At 72.8% G+C, this 14,516-nt stretch carries 15 protein-coding genes; 13 read left to right on the forward strand and 2 right to left on the reverse strand.

All coding sequences use genetic code 11. The features are described 5' to 3' along the window. The 10 genes from K6I33_RS19420 to K6I33_RS19465 all read left to right on the forward strand — a co-directional run. The coding region (locus K6I33_RS19420; RefSeq protein WP_229354119.1) for a 2-deoxy-scyllo-inosose synthase at window positions 1–1,197 on the forward strand (1,197 nt) is incomplete at its 5' end. Further along, window positions 1,190–2,197: a hypothetical protein gene (locus tag K6I33_RS19425; protein WP_229354120.1), complete on the forward strand. Its 1,008-nt coding sequence runs from the start codon at window positions 1,190–1,192 to the stop codon at window positions 2,195–2,197. The genes K6I33_RS19420 and K6I33_RS19425, both read left to right, overlap by 8 nt. An 83-nt stretch (window positions 2,198–2,280) precedes the next feature. Beyond that, window positions 2,281–3,096 carry a glycosyltransferase family 2 protein gene (locus tag K6I33_RS19430; protein WP_229354121.1) on the forward strand — a complete coding sequence of 272 codons (816 nt, stop codon included), beginning with the start codon at window positions 2,281–2,283 and terminating at the stop codon, window positions 3,094–3,096. Then, window positions 3,093–4,073, forward strand: coding sequence for a radical SAM protein (locus K6I33_RS19435; protein WP_229354123.1), 981 nt, complete (start codon window positions 3,093–3,095; stop codon window positions 4,071–4,073). Before K6I33_RS19430 ends, K6I33_RS19435 begins: the two co-directional genes overlap by 4 nt. Then, window positions 4,073–5,014 carry an NAD(P)-dependent oxidoreductase gene (locus K6I33_RS19440; RefSeq protein WP_229354125.1) on the forward strand — a complete coding sequence of 314 codons (942 nt, stop codon included), beginning with the start codon at window positions 4,073–4,075 and terminating at the stop codon, window positions 5,012–5,014. The genes K6I33_RS19435 and K6I33_RS19440 overlap by 1 nt, the downstream gene beginning before the upstream one ends. Then, the gene (locus K6I33_RS19445; protein WP_229354126.1) at window positions 5,011–6,162 is read left to right on the forward strand and encodes a DegT/DnrJ/EryC1/StrS aminotransferase family protein; all 1,152 of its coding nucleotides are present in this window, start codon (window positions 5,011–5,013) and stop codon (window positions 6,160–6,162) included. Before K6I33_RS19440 ends, K6I33_RS19445 begins: the two co-directional genes overlap by 4 nt. 16 nt (window positions 6,163–6,178) lie before the next feature. Then, window positions 6,179–6,955: a phytanoyl-CoA dioxygenase family protein gene (locus K6I33_RS19450; RefSeq protein WP_229354127.1), complete on the forward strand. Its 777-nt coding sequence runs from the start codon at window positions 6,179–6,181 to the stop codon at window positions 6,953–6,955. 65 nt (window positions 6,956–7,020) lie between these two features. Continuing rightward, window positions 7,021–7,635: an SIS domain-containing protein gene (locus tag K6I33_RS19455; RefSeq protein WP_229354128.1), complete on the forward strand. Its 615-nt coding sequence runs from the start codon at window positions 7,021–7,023 to the stop codon at window positions 7,633–7,635. Window positions 7,636–7,645: 10 nt separating this feature from the next. Then, window positions 7,646–8,662: a zinc-binding dehydrogenase gene (locus tag K6I33_RS19460; protein WP_229354139.1), complete on the forward strand. Its 1,017-nt coding sequence runs from the start codon at window positions 7,646–7,648 to the stop codon at window positions 8,660–8,662. A gap of 20 nt (window positions 8,663–8,682) precedes the next feature. Further along, window positions 8,683–9,543, forward strand: a complete 861-nt coding sequence (locus tag K6I33_RS19465; protein WP_229354149.1) for a hypothetical protein — start codon at window positions 8,683–8,685, stop codon at window positions 9,541–9,543. Between the two features lie 71 nt (window positions 9,544–9,614). On the opposite strand, the gene K6I33_RS19470 is transcribed toward K6I33_RS19465, so the two are convergent. After that, window positions 9,615–10,712 (reverse strand): glycosyltransferase family 4 protein, encoded by a 1,098-nt coding sequence (locus K6I33_RS19470; protein WP_229354151.1) that lies wholly within the window; start codon window positions 10,710–10,712, stop codon window positions 9,615–9,617. A gap of 91 nt (window positions 10,713–10,803) precedes the next feature. Between K6I33_RS19470 and K6I33_RS19475 the strand changes: the two genes are divergently transcribed. Next, window positions 10,804–11,388, forward strand: coding sequence for an HAD-IIIA family hydrolase (locus K6I33_RS19475; protein WP_229354153.1), 585 nt, complete (start codon window positions 10,804–10,806; stop codon window positions 11,386–11,388). Then, complete coding sequence (galE, locus tag K6I33_RS19480) at window positions 11,385–12,347, forward strand: UDP-glucose 4-epimerase GalE (protein ID WP_229354155.1); 963 nt, start codon at window positions 11,385–11,387, stop codon at window positions 12,345–12,347. The genes K6I33_RS19475 and galE overlap by 4 nt, the downstream gene beginning before the upstream one ends. 34 nt (window positions 12,348–12,381) lie before the next feature. On the opposite strand, the gene K6I33_RS19485 is transcribed toward galE, so the two are convergent. Next, window positions 12,382–13,374 (reverse strand): phosphotransferase family protein, encoded by a 993-nt coding sequence (locus tag K6I33_RS19485; RefSeq protein WP_229354157.1) that lies wholly within the window; start codon window positions 13,372–13,374, stop codon window positions 12,382–12,384. A gap of 122 nt (window positions 13,375–13,496) precedes the next feature. Here K6I33_RS19485 and K6I33_RS19490 point away from each other — a divergent pair. After that, on the forward strand, window positions 13,497–14,516 hold a 1,020-nt coding region (locus K6I33_RS19490), incomplete at its 3' end, for an ABC transporter ATP-binding protein (protein WP_229354159.1).

Raw genomic sequence — 14,516 nt, forward strand, 5'->3', positions numbered from 1 at the left:
CACGGCACCCCGCCGCCCCTGACCGAACGGCACTTCTCCCTCGGGGACCGGCTCGTCCGGGTGCTGCTCGGGCACGACTGCCTCGACGACGTGGCCCAGGTGCTCACCGGGCTGGACGCGGACCGCTTCGTGTTCGTCACCGACGACACCGTCCAGGGCGTGGTCGCGAGCAAGCTCGCGGGTGTCGTCGAGCAGACCGCGCCCGCCCCTCTGCTCTCCCACCCGCCCGGCGAGGCGCACAAGAACCTCGCCACGCTCTCCCGGTTCATCGATCTCGCCCTGGACTTCAAGGTCACCCGGCGCTCCGTCGTCGTGGCCGTCGGCGGCGGCATCCCCGGCAATATCGCCGGGCTGCTGGCCGGGCTGCTCTTCCGGGGCATCCGGCTCGTCCACGTCCCCACCACCGTCATCGCCGCCTGCGACTCGGTGATCTCGGCGAAGCAGGCCGTCAACACCGCCCACGCCAAGAACACCGTCGGGCTGTACCACCCGCCCGAGCTGATCGTCGTCGACTTCGGCGTGGTGGCCATGGGCTCCCCGCGCGACCTTCGCTCGGGCACCTGCGAGACCGTCAAGAACGCGCTCGCCATCGAGCCCGGCCAGATCACCGACCTGCGCCGGCTGCTGCGCCCCCGGGCCGACTACACGGCGGCGGACCTGGAGGATATCTTCGAGCTGAGCCTGGCGGTCAAGAGCCGGCTGCTGCTGGAGGACCCCCACGAGAAGCACTCGGGCGTGCTGCTGGAGTACGGCCACACCGTCGGCCACGCCCTGGAGCTCGCCAGCGCCGCCCCCGGTTCCCGGGCCGTCCCCGTCAAGCACGGCGAGGCGGTGGCCCTGGGCATGGCCGTCGCGGCGGACGTCGCCCACCGGCTCGGCGCGCTGGGCGCGGACGCCGTGGCCACCCACGAGGAGCTCATCGGGCGCGTCGGCGTGTGCCGCTGCCTGACCGCCGGGCTGGACACGGAGACGGTGATGCACCACATCGGCTTCGACAACAAGCGCGGCTACGAGGCGCACACCTCCTCGGACGTCCCGATGGTGCTGCTGGGCGCGCTGGGCGTGCCGCTCGGCCTCGGTCAGCACTACCTCACCCCGGTCCCCCGCCGGGAGGTCCGGGCCGCCGTCCACGAGCTGCTGCGCCGGGGCCGCGAGTGCGGCGGGGACCACGACCGGGGGCACGAGGCCCATGGCTGAGATCGTCACGGCCCGCGCTCCCCTGCGGATCTCCCTGGCGGGCGGCGGCACCGACATCCCCAGCTACTCCGCCCGCCACGGCGGACTGGTGATCGCCTGTGCCATCGACCGCTACGTCGGCGTCACCGTCCACCCCCGCGAGTTCCGGGGCCGGCTGCGCACCGCCGCCGGGTCCTGCGAGACCGTGGAGGAGGCGGCGCGGCACCCCGACCCCATGCTGCGGGCCACTCTGACGCGCGCGGGGCTGATCCGCGACCGCCAGGTCACCGTCTTCGGTGACGTGCCCAGCGGCAGCGGGCTGGGCGGCTCGGCGGCCCTGGCCGTCTCCGTGCTCCACGCCGCCTCCCACCCCCACGCCCCCGGCGCGGACGTGGACGTGGACGCGCTCGCGGAGACGGCGAGCCGGATCGAGATCGAGGACCTGGGCCGGGCCGTCGGCAAACAGGACCACTACATGGCGGCCCACGGCGGCGTCCGGATGCTCCGCTTCGATCCCTCCGGCCGGGTGGAGACCGAACGCCTCGACCTCGACCCGGGCGTCCGCGCCGAGCTGGAGGAGCGGCTGCTGCTCTTCTACACCGGCATCAGCCGCGACGCCGGGGACATCCTCTCCGAGCAGAACCGCCGCACCCTGGCGGGCCACGGCGACGCGCTGGAGCGGCTCCACGCGATCCGGCGCATCGCCGACGACATGGCCGACTGCCTGCGCAAGGGCGACCTCGACGGTGTCGGCCCGCTCGTCGAGGAGCACTGGCGGCTCAAGTCACGGCTCGGCTCCCGCGTCAGCAGCCCCTGGCTCCAGGACCTCCACGACCGGGCGCTGGCGGCCGGCGCCGCCGGGGGGAAGCTGCTGGGGTCCGGCGGCGGCGGGTTCCTGCTGCTGGTCTGCGCCCGCGACCGGCGGCAGGCGGTGCGCCGGGCCATGACCGGCGCGGGCCTGACGGAGCTGCGCTTCCGCTTCACCGAACACGGCTCCCGGGCCGTCGCCCTGCCCCTGTGAACACCACCTGCGAACGCCCCCTGTGAACCACCGTCCCACGCACCGGCATCACGAACGCACACCGAGCGAAGGGCGATCCAGCCGTGCTGGTCACCGTCGTCACCCTCACCAGAAACCGGCCCCGCCTGCTGGACCGCGCCCTGCGCAGCGTCCAGCGGCAGGACCTCGACGCACCCTTCCGGCACCTCGTCGTGATCGACGACTGCCACGAGACCTATCTGTTCCTGCGCTCCCTCGAGCCGCTGCCCGGGAACGTCCGCTGGCTGCTGACCGGGCGCGGCCCCGGTGACGTCTCCGGGCCGGGCCGCTCGGCACGGCTGCGCAACCTGGCCGTCCGCGCGAGCCGGGCCCCCTGGATCGGCTTCCTCGACGACGACAACGAATGGGAACCTGACCACCTCAGCAGCCTCGTGGAGTGCGCCGGGCGCACCGGCCACCGCGCCGTCCACTCCCACTTGCGGATGCTCAACGCCGACGGCAGCCCCTATCTGGATCCCCGCGAGCCCTGGGCCCGCGACCGGGTGGAGGGGCGCGACCAGTGGGCGCGGATGCGCGCCAAGGGCGTCGTCTCCCCCGGCACCTGTGTGCGGCGGGACCGGCTCGACCCGCCGGGCACGGACGACCCGGTCGTCTCCGTCGACACCGGTGAGTGGCTGCTCTCCCGCGACCTGCTCCTCGACGTGCCCTTCCGGGACGTCTACGACGCCCACGACGAGGCCGAGTCCATCGGCGAGGACGACAAGCTCGCCATGGACCTGCGCGCCCGCGCGGAGCCGGTCTCCTGCACGGGAAAGGCCACCTTGCGCTACTACCTCGGCGGCTACTCCAACAACTTCTCCCTCCCCTTCGACCCGACCTTCTCCTGGCGGGACGCGGGAGAACACGAGGCGGTCCGATGACCTATCGCATCGAGGACGGAAAGGTGGTCACCCCGGAGGGGTGCGAGCTCAACGTCGCCCATCACTGCAACCTCGGCTGCGCCTCGTGCAGCCATCTCTCCCCCGTCTTCACCAGATCCTTCGTCGCGCCCGAGACGGCGGCCCGCGATCTGGCGCTGCTGGCCGGGTCGTTCCGGGCGCGGTTCGTGAAGGTCCTCGGCGGTGAGCCCCTGCTGCACCGCGAGCTCGTGCCGATCCTGGGCTCGGTGCGCGCCAGCGGCATCGCGCCGCGCATCGTCGTGTGCACCAATGGTGTGCTGCTGCCGCGCATGCGCGAGGACTTCTGGGCGGCGGTGGACGAGGTGGAGGTCTCCGTCTACCCCGGCAGGGAGATCCCCGAGGAGAAGATGGCCCGGATCCGCGGCCTCGCGGCGGACCACGGGGTCACGCTGACCCTTCTCCACTACTCGCACTTCCGCTACTCCTACTCGGAGTCCGGCACCGGCGACGACCGTCTGGTGCGACGGATCTTCTCGACGTGCCAGATCGCGCACGTGTGGCGCTGCCACACCGTGTTCGAGGGCCACTTCTTCAAGTGCCCGCAGTCCGTCTTCCTCCCCCGGGTCCTCCAGAACGGGACGGACCCGTGGGAGGACGGGCTGGAGATCACGGACGATCCGGGGTTCCCGGACCGGCTGCTGGCCTACCTCCGGTCCCCCGAGCCCCTGCGGGCCTGCCGCAACTGCCTGGGCAGCGCCGGGCGGCTCATGCCGCACGAGCAGCGCACCCGGCGCGACTTCCGGCTGCCGCAGCGGCACCCCACCGAGGACCTCACCGACCCCGTGTTCCTGGACCTGCTGGACCGCACCCCCGACGCGGACGACGGCTGCGCCGTGGACAGCGCGGAGGAATGGCGCTCCCGGCTGCGCGGGACCGCCGGCGCGGCGGCGGTCCCGGCGTCCGGCTCCACCACCCACCACACCCACAAGGGGACCTGATGCGAGCTCTGGTGACCGGCGGCTCCGGCTTCATCGGCCGCCACGTGGCCCGCCGCTTCCACGAGGAGGGCCACGAGGTCCTCGTCGTGGACACGCGGTGGACGCCCGACGACCCGTTCCCGGGTGCGGCGCTGAGCGTGACCGCGCGGCGGGAGCTGGCCGAGCTGTTCGCCTCCTGGCGGCCGGACGCGGTCCTGCACCTGGCGGGCGTCGCCGACGCCCGCGCCGTCCTGGCCGACCCGGTGACCGCGATGGACGTCAACGTCACCGGCACCACCGCGGTGCTCGACGCGGCGGCCGCCAGTGGCGTCTCCCGGGTCGTCCTCGCGGGCAGTTGCTGGGTGTACAACGCCATGCGGATCGAGGCCATCGACGAGGACGAACCGTTCCTGCCCACGGGCGCGGGCCACTTCTACACCACCTCGATGATCGCCAAGGAGCTGCTGGCCCGCGACTACGCCCGGCTGCACGGCCTCGAGTCCACCGTCCTGCGCTACAGCCCCATCTACGGCCCCGGCATGTGGCCCGGCCTCGTCGTCTCCGCGTTCCTGCGCGCGGCGGCCGAGGGCCGGGAGCTGACCGTCTTCGGCGACGGCTCCGAGCGCCGCGCGTTCCTCCACGTCCACGACCTCGCCGACGCCTTCCACCGGGCCACCGCCCCCGTCGCCGCCAACCAGGTATACAACCTGGAAGGACCCGAGATCCTCACCACCGGGGAGCTCGCCCAGCGGGTCTCCGCGCTCTTCGGCGGGGTGCCCATCGTGTACCGCGAGGAGCCCACCCGGCGCGGTGAGCTCGTCTACTCCCAGCGGTTCGTCTCCACCGCCAAGGCCCGCGCCCAGCTCGGCTGGACCCCCAGGATCACCATCGACGAAGGGCTGCGCATGGAGCTGGAGCACCGCACGGACCGCAGCGGCGCGGCGGAGGTGGGCGGCCGGTGACCGCTCCCCACGTGGTTCCCGTGCGGCCCGACTTCTCGGCCGCGGACATCGACGAAGTGCTCGCCGCGGTGCGCACCAGCCTTACGACCGGGCAGCTCACCCAGGGCGCGCAGGTCGAGGCCTTCGAGCGGGAGATGGCGGCCTACACCGGGACTCGGCACGCGGTCGCCGTCGCCTCCGGCACCGCCGCACTGGTCTGCGGGCTGCGGGCGCTGGCCGGCGAGGCCGGCGGCGAGGTGCTGGTGCCGGCCAACTCCTTCTACTCGACGGCCGCCGCGCCCCTGCTCGCCGGGCTGCGGGTACGGCTGACGGACGTGGACGCCGCCACGCTCGCGCCCGGCGTCCGCGACCTGGAACGGGCCGTCACCGACGCCACCACGGGCGTCCTGATCGTCCACATGGGCGGCATCGTCACCCCGGACGTCGAGGAGATCGCCGCCTGGTGCGCCCGGCGCGGACTGTGGCTGTTCGAGGACTGCGCCCATGCCCACGGCAGCCGCCTGGACGGGCGTCACGCCGGGACGTTCGGGGCGGCCGGGGCGTTCTCCTTCTTCGCCACCAAGGTCATCACCTCCGCCGAGGGCGGCATGGTGACCACCGACGACGACGAACTCGCCCGGCAGGTCCGCCTGTACCGCAATCTGGGCAAGCCCGAGCCCTGGCGCAGCATCCACACCGTGCTCGGCGAGAACGCGCGGATGAGCGAGCTCCACGCCGCCGTCGGCCGGGTCCAGCTGCGCCGCCTCGACGAGTTCCTGGCCGTCCGCGACCGGCTCGCCCGGCGCTACACCGCCGGGCTGGCCGGGATGCGCGGCGTCCGCCCGCTGCTGCCCGCCCACTCGCCCGCGAGCTGGTACAAGTACGTGGTCGTGCTGGACCCCGGCGTGGACCGGCGGCGACTGCGGGAGCGGATGCGCGACGCCGGGGTGCAACTGGGCGGCGAGATCTACGAGATGCCGCTGGACACCCAGCCGGTCTTCGAGGGCCGCTTCCCGGCCGGGGAGCACCCCGTGGCCGCGGACCTGTGCGCCCGGCACATCTGTCTGCCCCTGCACACCTGGATGAGCGACGACGACGCCGACACCGTCCTGCGTGCCCTGGACAAGGCCCTCGCCGACCCGGACGTGACCCTGCCCCCGCGGCACTGACGGAAAGGGAACCCCTGTGCCCGCCCTGTCACCGGAAGAGCTCTATCTCTTCGACACCACCGGATTCCTGGTCGTGCCGGGCGTCTTCGGCCCGTCGGAGGTCGCCGGCCTCCGCGCGGAACTCGACCGGCTCCACCCCGTCGACCCCGGATTCGCCAACACCCGGCGCTATGACGACCTGCCCCGCACCAGCGAACTGTTCGGAAGGCTCGGCCGGGACGAGCGCATCGTCGGCCGGGTGCGCGAAGTGGTCAACCAGCCGCTGCGCGTCCTGGAGGGCTACGCGCTGCGCCGCGGCCGGGACAGCGTGCTCTACCTCCACGGCGGCAACTCCGAACTCCTCGACCTCGGTGGCGGGACCGTGGGCCGCGACCTGTCGATCACCCACACCTACCACGACGGCAAGCTGTTCTGCCCCTATGTGAAGGCCCTGGTCTACCTCAGCGACATCCGCTCCCCGGAGGACGGCTCGTTCTGCTACATCCAGGGCTCGCACAAGGCCAACTTCCCCCTGCTGCGCCCCCGGGCCGAGCGCGGGGAGCGCGCCTCGCTGATCGACGAGGGCTTCCCGACGCTCAGCGACGTCTTCGTCGGCGCCGGCGACCTGCTGATCCTCAACGAGGCGCTGATGCACGGCACCCGCCGCAAGCGCACCCCCGGCGACCGCCTCCTGGCCGCCTTCGGCTACGGGCCGACCTATATGGCCGACTGGAGCGAGTGGGACGGCGAGACCGGCGACCTGCGCGGCACCGGGTACGTCGACCACGACGTCGAAGAGGACTTCGTCCGCTGACCCCGTACGACCGTGGTGTCCTTTCGCACCCCGGTGCTCCCCGACACGATTGCAGGTACGCAGAGATGACGCAGGACTCCATCGCCACGGGCCGTACGTCCCGTGGCCCGTGGGACGAGTACCTGGACACCGCGGGCCCTCTGCTCGAGGCCATGGGCGACCAGGTGCACCGACTGATCGGCGAACTCGACGAGGTACGGCGCGACGGGGCCACGGTCTACCTGGCGGGCAACGGCGGCAGCGCCTCGGCCGCCTCCCACCTCGCCCAGGACCTCCTCAAGGGCACCTCGGCGGAGCAGAACCCGCCGCTGCGCGCGATCGCCCTGACCGACAACCTGTCCATGCTCACCGCCTACGCCAACGACTGCGGCTACGAGAGCGTGTTCGTCGAGCCGTTGCGGCTGATGGCGCGCCCCGGCGACCGGCTGCTGGTGATCAGCTGCTCGGGCACCAGCCCCAATGTGGTGGCCGCGGCCCGGTGGGCCAAGGAGGCGGGGTTACGGGTGATCGCGGTGACCGCGGGCACCGGGGGCATCCTGCGCGACCTGGCGGACACGGAGGTGAACGCCCCCACCAAGGACGTGGGCATGGCCGAGGCCATGCACAGCATGATCTTCCACTTCGTCACCCAGTCCCTGCGGGACAACAGCGGCAGCTCCCCCCACTCCCACCAGGGCTGAGAGGTCCCGTATGCGTGCAGCAGTGCTCAACGGCCCCCGCGACCTGACCGTCGAGGCCGTTCCCGACCCGGTACTCCCCGAGGGGTGGGCCCTGGTCCGCGTCGCCTACAACGCGATCTGCGGCAGCGACGTCTCCCTGTACAACGACGTGTGGCACGGCGCCGCCCTGCCGGCCGTCCCGGGCCACGAGTGGAGCGGCACGGTCGCCGAGACCCGCAGCCCCCTGGTGTCCCCGGGGGACGTGGTGGCCGGGGACATCGCGCTGACCTGCGGGCACTGCTCGTGGTGCCGTAGAGGGCAGCCGGTGATGTGCCCGGAGCTGCGCGAGTTCGGCTTCACCGACCCGGGCGGCTGCGCCGAGTTCATCGCCGTGCCCGCGGTGAACCTGGTGCGGCTCCCGCCGGACACCGACCTGCTGGCGGCCACGCAGACGGAGCCGCTGGCCGTGGCCCTCCACGCGCTGGACCGGGTCCGGCTGGAGGCCGGTGAGAGTGTCGCGGTGCTGGGGTGCGGCGGCATCGGCCTGAACGTGCTCCAGGCGGCCCGGGCGTCCGGCGCCCGGGTCGTCCTGGCCGTCGACCCGGTCGGAGAGCGCGCCGCCGTGGCCGGGGCGCTGGGCGCGGGGACCGCGCTGTCGGGCGACGAGGAGGTCGCCCGGTGGATCGAGGACGCGGGGCCCGCCGGGCTGCCGGACGTCGTCCTGGACGCCTGCGGGGAGCCGGCGGCGATCCGGCTCGCCACGGAGCTGGTCCGGCCCGGCGGCCGGGTCGGCCTGATCGGCTACCGGGTCGGCAAGCGGGTCGAGCTGCCGGCCGCGCGGTGGCCGCTGAAGCTGATGTCGACGATCGGGGTGATGGGCCCGGGCCGGTTCATGCGCCGGGCGGCGGACCTGCTCGCGGACGGCGCCGTGCGCACCGACCGGGTCATCACCCACGTCCTGGGGCTGTCGGAGGCGGACAAGGCGTTCCGGCTCGCCGACCGGCCCGGCCCCGACGTGATCCGGGTGGTGATCCGTGCCGACGGCTGAGCGCGGGGAGGGCGGCACGGGTGGCTGAGCTGCGTACGGACCCGCTGACCGGCCTCACGGTGGCGGTCGACGGCCGCCGCCAGTCCCGGCCCCGCGCCCGGGGCGAGGACTGCCCGTTCTGCCCGGGCGGGCTGGAGGCGCCGGAGGACTACCGGGTACGGCGGTTCCCCAACCGCTGGCCCGCCCTGGACGGGGGCCGGTGCGAGGTGCTGCTGTACACCCCCGAGCACGGCGCGTCCTGGGCCACGATGGGCCTCCACCAGGCGGCCCGCGCGGTTGCGTTGTGGAGCGAGTGCACCGCCGAGCTCGGCGCTCGGCCCGATGTGGGCTACGTCCTGCTCTTCGAGAACCGCGGCGCCGACGCGGGCGCGACCGTGGACCACCCGCACGGGCAGGCGTTCGGCCTGCCCGGGGTCCCGCCCGCCCCCGCGACACAGCTGGAGCGCAGCCGGGCGCTGGGCCGCTGCCCGCTGTGCGAGGGGCCCCCGAAGGAGCTGGTGGTGGCGGAGGAGGGCGGCTGGCGGGCGTGGGTCCCCGAGGCGCCGCTGTTCCCCTACGCGCTGCGGCTGGCGCCGCGCGCCCATCTGCCGGACCTCCCGGGCGCGGGCCCCGGCGGGCGGCGGGAGCTGGCCGCGCTGCTGACGACCGTCCTCGGCAGCGTCGACGCGCTGTTCGGGCGGCCGGCGCCGTATGTGCTGTGGGTGCATCAGCGGCCCGCCGGCGGCGGGGAATGGCCGTGGGCGCATCTGTATCTGGAGATCAACGTGGTCTGGCGGGCCCCGGGGACGCCCCGGTACATCGCGGCGGGGGAACTGGGCAGCGGGATGTACTTCACCCCGCTGGAGCCGGAGCGGGCCGCCGAGACGCTGAGGGAGGTGTGATGGCCCGGCGGCAGCGCCCGGCACGGCACGGGTGTCCGTCCCCGGGCGCCGGGCGCCCGGGGACGGCGGGGTCAGCCCGCGAGTTCCGCCAGCTGGTCCACAAGGACCGCGATCGGGTCCGGCGGGATCTGCTTGCGGACGGCCACGGCCGCGCGGCGGCCCATCTCCTGCCACTCGCCGCGGGCCTGCCAGGCCCGTTCCAGGGCCTCGTCGAGGCAGGCGGCGGCCGGGGCGGCCGCGACGAAGCCGGTGACCCCGTCCTCCAGGAGCTCGGCGTTGCCCGCCACGTCGCTGACGATCGCGGGCCGGCCGCAGAGCATCGCCTCGATGATCACCGTGGGCAGGCCCTCGGCCCGCGAGCACAGGACCAGGCCGTGGTGCTCGCGCCAGATCGCCTCGACGTCCGTGGTGTACCCGGCGAACTCGACGTTGTCCAGGGCGAACCGGTCGCGCAGGGAGCGCAGCACCCACGCGTGGCTCCCGGACCCGAACAGGGAGACCTTCAGCGGGCGTTCGCGCCACTTCGGCCGGGCGAGGACGTCGAAGAGCACGTCCTGTCCCTTGCTGACGGGGTCGAGCCGGGCCGGGCAGGCCAGCCGCAGCGGCCCGGCGTCCCCGGGCCAGGGCGGGGCCGCGTCGTAGTCCACCTTGAAGTGGCAGCGGACCACCCGGGCGTTGGGCAGGCGCGTGCCGACCTGGCGCTCGGTGATCTCCCGGTTGGCCTCGGACACGAAGAGGGAGGCGCGGGCCGCGCGGTAGGCCACGGCCAGCCGCTGGGCGACGTCGTCCGCCGGCCATTCGAAGTCGGCGGCGGAGTTGGAGTAGGCGACGTACGGGTAGCCCCGCGTCCGGCACTCCTCCATCCAGCCCAGCCCCTCGTAGTTGTCGCCCTGGGAGACGACGACCAGGTCGGGGCGGACCTTGTCCAGGGTGCTCGACCGGTGTTCGGACCAGGGAAGTTGATGGACGGGGCGAAGGTCGTAGGGGGGCTGCTCCCAGCGGCGGTGGACGACGCACCCGGCCCGCTCGGCGGCGGCCAGCTCCGCGGGGACCTCGTCCCAGCCCTTGACGCTCGCGTGGACCTCGGCGCCCCGTTCCAGCCAGTGACGCGCGGCCAGGGCCCAGTTCGTCTCACTGGGGCCCCACGGTGCCGTCTCGTTCGCCGACACGAAAAGAATACGGAGTCGTGCTCGATCGGCGGTGCCCATTCTCGCATTGCCTCCATTCCGGCTCCCTCGGGGAGCCGAAAAGACCATAACAGTGAAAGCGGGTCACGCAGAAGTGCGCACTTTCTTTCTGGACCGGGACGGCACCTTGAATGCGAAGCCGCCCGACGGCCGGTACATCGGACATCCCGCCGAGCTGATCCTGCTGCCGGGCGCCGCCGAGGCGGTGCGCGAACTGAACGCCGCCGGACGGCGCGTGGTGCTGGTGACCAACCAGCGGGGCGTGGCCAGAGGCCTCATGACCGGCGCGGATGTGGCGGCGGTGCACGCGCGGCTCGCCGCGCTGCTGCGCGAGCACGACGCGTTCCTGGACGCCGTTTACGTCTGTCCGCACGAGGTGGGCGAATGCGGCTGCCGAAAACCGCTGCCCGGACTTCTCACCGCGGCCATGCGGGATTTCCGGGACATCGATCCGGCGGATTCCGTGATGATCGGTGATACCGAGTCGGACGTCATGGCCGGAAAGGCGGCCGGCACCCTGACCGTTCTTCTCCAGGGCCCGGGAAAACCGCCCGCAAACACTGTGGCGGACATGGTGGCGACGGATTTACGGGCGGCCGTCGGCCTCCTGCTCACGTCGTCGAAAAGCGGTTGCGTGTCGAAAGGCGGTTTCGTGTGAAGATCCTGGTGACCGGCGGCGCCGGTTTCATCGGCAGCGTGGTGACGCGCAGACTCCTCGACGAGGGGCACCGGGTCGTCGTCCTCGACGACCTGTCCACCGGCTTCGCCGACGCCGTCCCGCGCGGCGCCGGGTTCGTACAGGGCACGATGGCCGGGGCGACGGCCGTCCTCACCGGTGGGCAGGGGCCGTTCGACGCGGTGCTGCATCTCGCCGCGCGGGCGCTCATCGACGACTCGGTGCGCCACCCCGAGCGCTTCTGGCGCAACAACACGGTGGAGAGCCTGACCCTGCTGGACGCGGTCCTGCGGGCGGGGGTCCGCCGGCTCGTCTTCTCCTCCACGGCCGCGGTCTACGGCCAGCCGGAGCGGGTGCCCATCGAGGAGAGCGCGCCGACGGTGCCCACCAACCCGTACGGTGCCTCGAAGCTCGCCGTCGACCTGGCGCTGGAGGCGTACGCCCGCGCCCACGGTCTGGCCTCCGTGAGCCTGCGCTACTTCAATGTGGCGGGCGCGCTGGGCGGGTCGGGCGAGCGTCACGAGCCGGAGACCCACATCATCCCGCTGGCCCTGGACGCGGCGCTGGGCGGGCGCGGGGAGTTCGCGGTGTTCGGCGACGACTATCCCACCCACGACGGCACCTGTGTACGGGACTTCATCCATGTCGCGGACATCGCGGACGCGCATCTCGCCGCGCTGGGCGGCGCGGTCCCGGGCGAGCACCGCAACTACAACCTCGGCAACGGCAAGGGGTTCTCGGTGCGGGAGGTCCTCGACGCCGTGGCCCGGGTCACGGGCCGTCGCGTACCCGCCCGGGTGGCGGACCGGCGCCCGGGCGATCCGGCCGTGCTGGTCGCCTCCGGTGAACGCGTCCGCCGTGAACTGGGCTGGAAGCCGGCGCGCCCGGGCCTCGACGGGATGATCGAGGACGCGTGGCGGTTCCGGCGGGCGCGCACATGACGGCCGCGCGCCCGACGGAGGGGTTCCGTTTCCGCTACCGTACGTCCCACAGGAGCCGGGCCAGCTCCCCGATGTCATCGACGCCGGAGAGGTCCAGGGGCACTTCCTCCAGGACGTCGAAGTCATGCAGGAAGGTGAACCGGAGCATGTCCTCGGCGAAGGCGCCGGTCACCTGCCATTCCGCCCCGTCGAGCAGCGCGGCGAGCAGTCCGCGGTCCGCACGGAAAGCGTTGAGGTGCAATTGGACGAGGCTGTACCGGGGGTCTCCCGCGTATACGTCGGTGAAATCGATCAGCCCCGTCACCGAGGTGTTCGCCGCATCGACGAAAAGATTGGTGCCATGCAGGTCACCATGCACGAACACGGGTTTTCCGCCGTCGAGCAGGGCGTCGACGGAGGGCAGGAAGTCATCGACCCGGTCGAGCAGTCGCGGGGAGAGATAGCCCCATTCCCGGTGGTCCTCGACGGTGGCCGCGCGGCGTTCCTCGAGCAGTTCGGCGAAGACCGGGGAATCCGGTCGCAGCGCCCCCGTGCCGGTCAGCGGCACGGAATGCAGCCGGCGCAGCACCGCGCCGAACCGCCGGGCCAGCGCCAGCTGCGTCGGCCGGTCCGCGCGCGCCGTCGCCTCCCGCCACGTCATCCCGGGGGCCGCGGCCATCACCAGGTACGGCCAGGGCCAGGCGCCACCGCCGGGGAACAGCTCGCCGCGCCCCAACAGCTGGGGAACCGGCAGGTCCTGACCCGCCAGCACCTCATACGCCTCGGCCTCCGAGGCGTAGTTCTCCGGGCCGCACCAGTGCTCGCCGTAGAGCTTGACGACCACGCCGGTGTCGGCGATCAGCACGGGGTTGGTGCTCTCCCCCGGGACCCGTAAGGCCCCCGGCGCGGGGAGGCCGGCCGCGGCCAGCGCCCGCCGTCCCCAGGGCTCCCAGAATTCCAGGTCGTTCCGGAGTTTCGCGTAGGTTTCGTCCGATGTAATTTCCATCGGCTGGGCGGGGTATTTATCGGGCACAGCATTCTCAGGCATGGCACATCCCCGATTTCTCTGCGTGTGGTGATGCCTATCGAATTCGGTTCAGGATAACATGGTCGGCCTGCCGGGCAACGGTCAAGCCCGGCCATTCGACCCGTCATTGCGAGGTGTGCGCATTGAACGTCGACGGCGCCCCGATCCCGACGAACGCGTCCTCTCTTGCCGTACTCGCGAGGCTCGGCCCGTATTTACGGCCGGTATGGCTCCCCGTCACCGGGGCGGCCGCCGCCACATTCGGCGCCCTGCTGTGCGGACTCGGCATTCCCCTGGTGGTACAGCGCGTCATCGACGGCCCGCTCGGCTCCGGCGACTTCGGCCGGCTGCCCTGGCTGATCGCCCTCGTCGCCGTGCTCGGCACGGCGGAGGCCGGCCTGTTGTGGGCCCGCCGCAAACTCATCGCCCGCCCCACCGCGCTGGTGGAGTCCCGGATGCGGGCCGACCTCTTCGCCCATCTGCTGCGGCTGCCCGTCTCCTTCCACGACCGCTGGCAGTCCGGCCAGTTGATGTCCCGCGCGGTCAACGACCTGGTGACGCTGCGCAAGTACCTGGCCTTCGCGGCGGTCTTCCTCCTCGTCAACTCCCTGACCCTGGTGGTGGGGCTGGGCATCCTGTTCACCATCGCACCCGAACTCGCCCTGGTCGGGCTGATCAGCGCCGCGCCACTGCTGCTGATCACATACTTCTACGAGACGAGCTACAAGAAGGTCGCCCGCCGGGCGCAGGACCAGTCCGGGGACCTCACCACCCTCGTCGAGGAGACGATGCTCGCCGCGCGGGTCGTCAGGGCGTTCGGGCGGTCCGCCGAGCGCACCCGGCAGTTCGTGGCCCAGGCCCGCCGGCTGTGCTCGACCGAGCTGCGTATCGTCCGCATCCTCGGGGGGCTGTCCACCGGCCTCCTCATCCTGCCCGAACTCGGTATCGCCGGGCAGCTCGCGGTGGGCGGCTGGGGCATCGCCGACGGGCGGCTGACCCTCGGTCAGCTCGTCGCCGCCATCACGATCAGCACCTATCTCCGCTGGCCCACCGAGTGCATCGGCTGGGCGCTGTCGGAGACCAGCACGGCCGCCGCGGCCTGCGACCGCTACTGGGAGATCAGGGACTGCCCGCCGACGGTCACCGACCCCGCCCGGCCCGTC

The sequence above is a fragment of the Streptomyces sp. UNOB3_S3 genome (genome assembly GCF_020740895.1).
Lineage (GTDB): Bacteria > Actinomycetota > Actinomycetes > Streptomycetales > Streptomycetaceae > Streptomyces.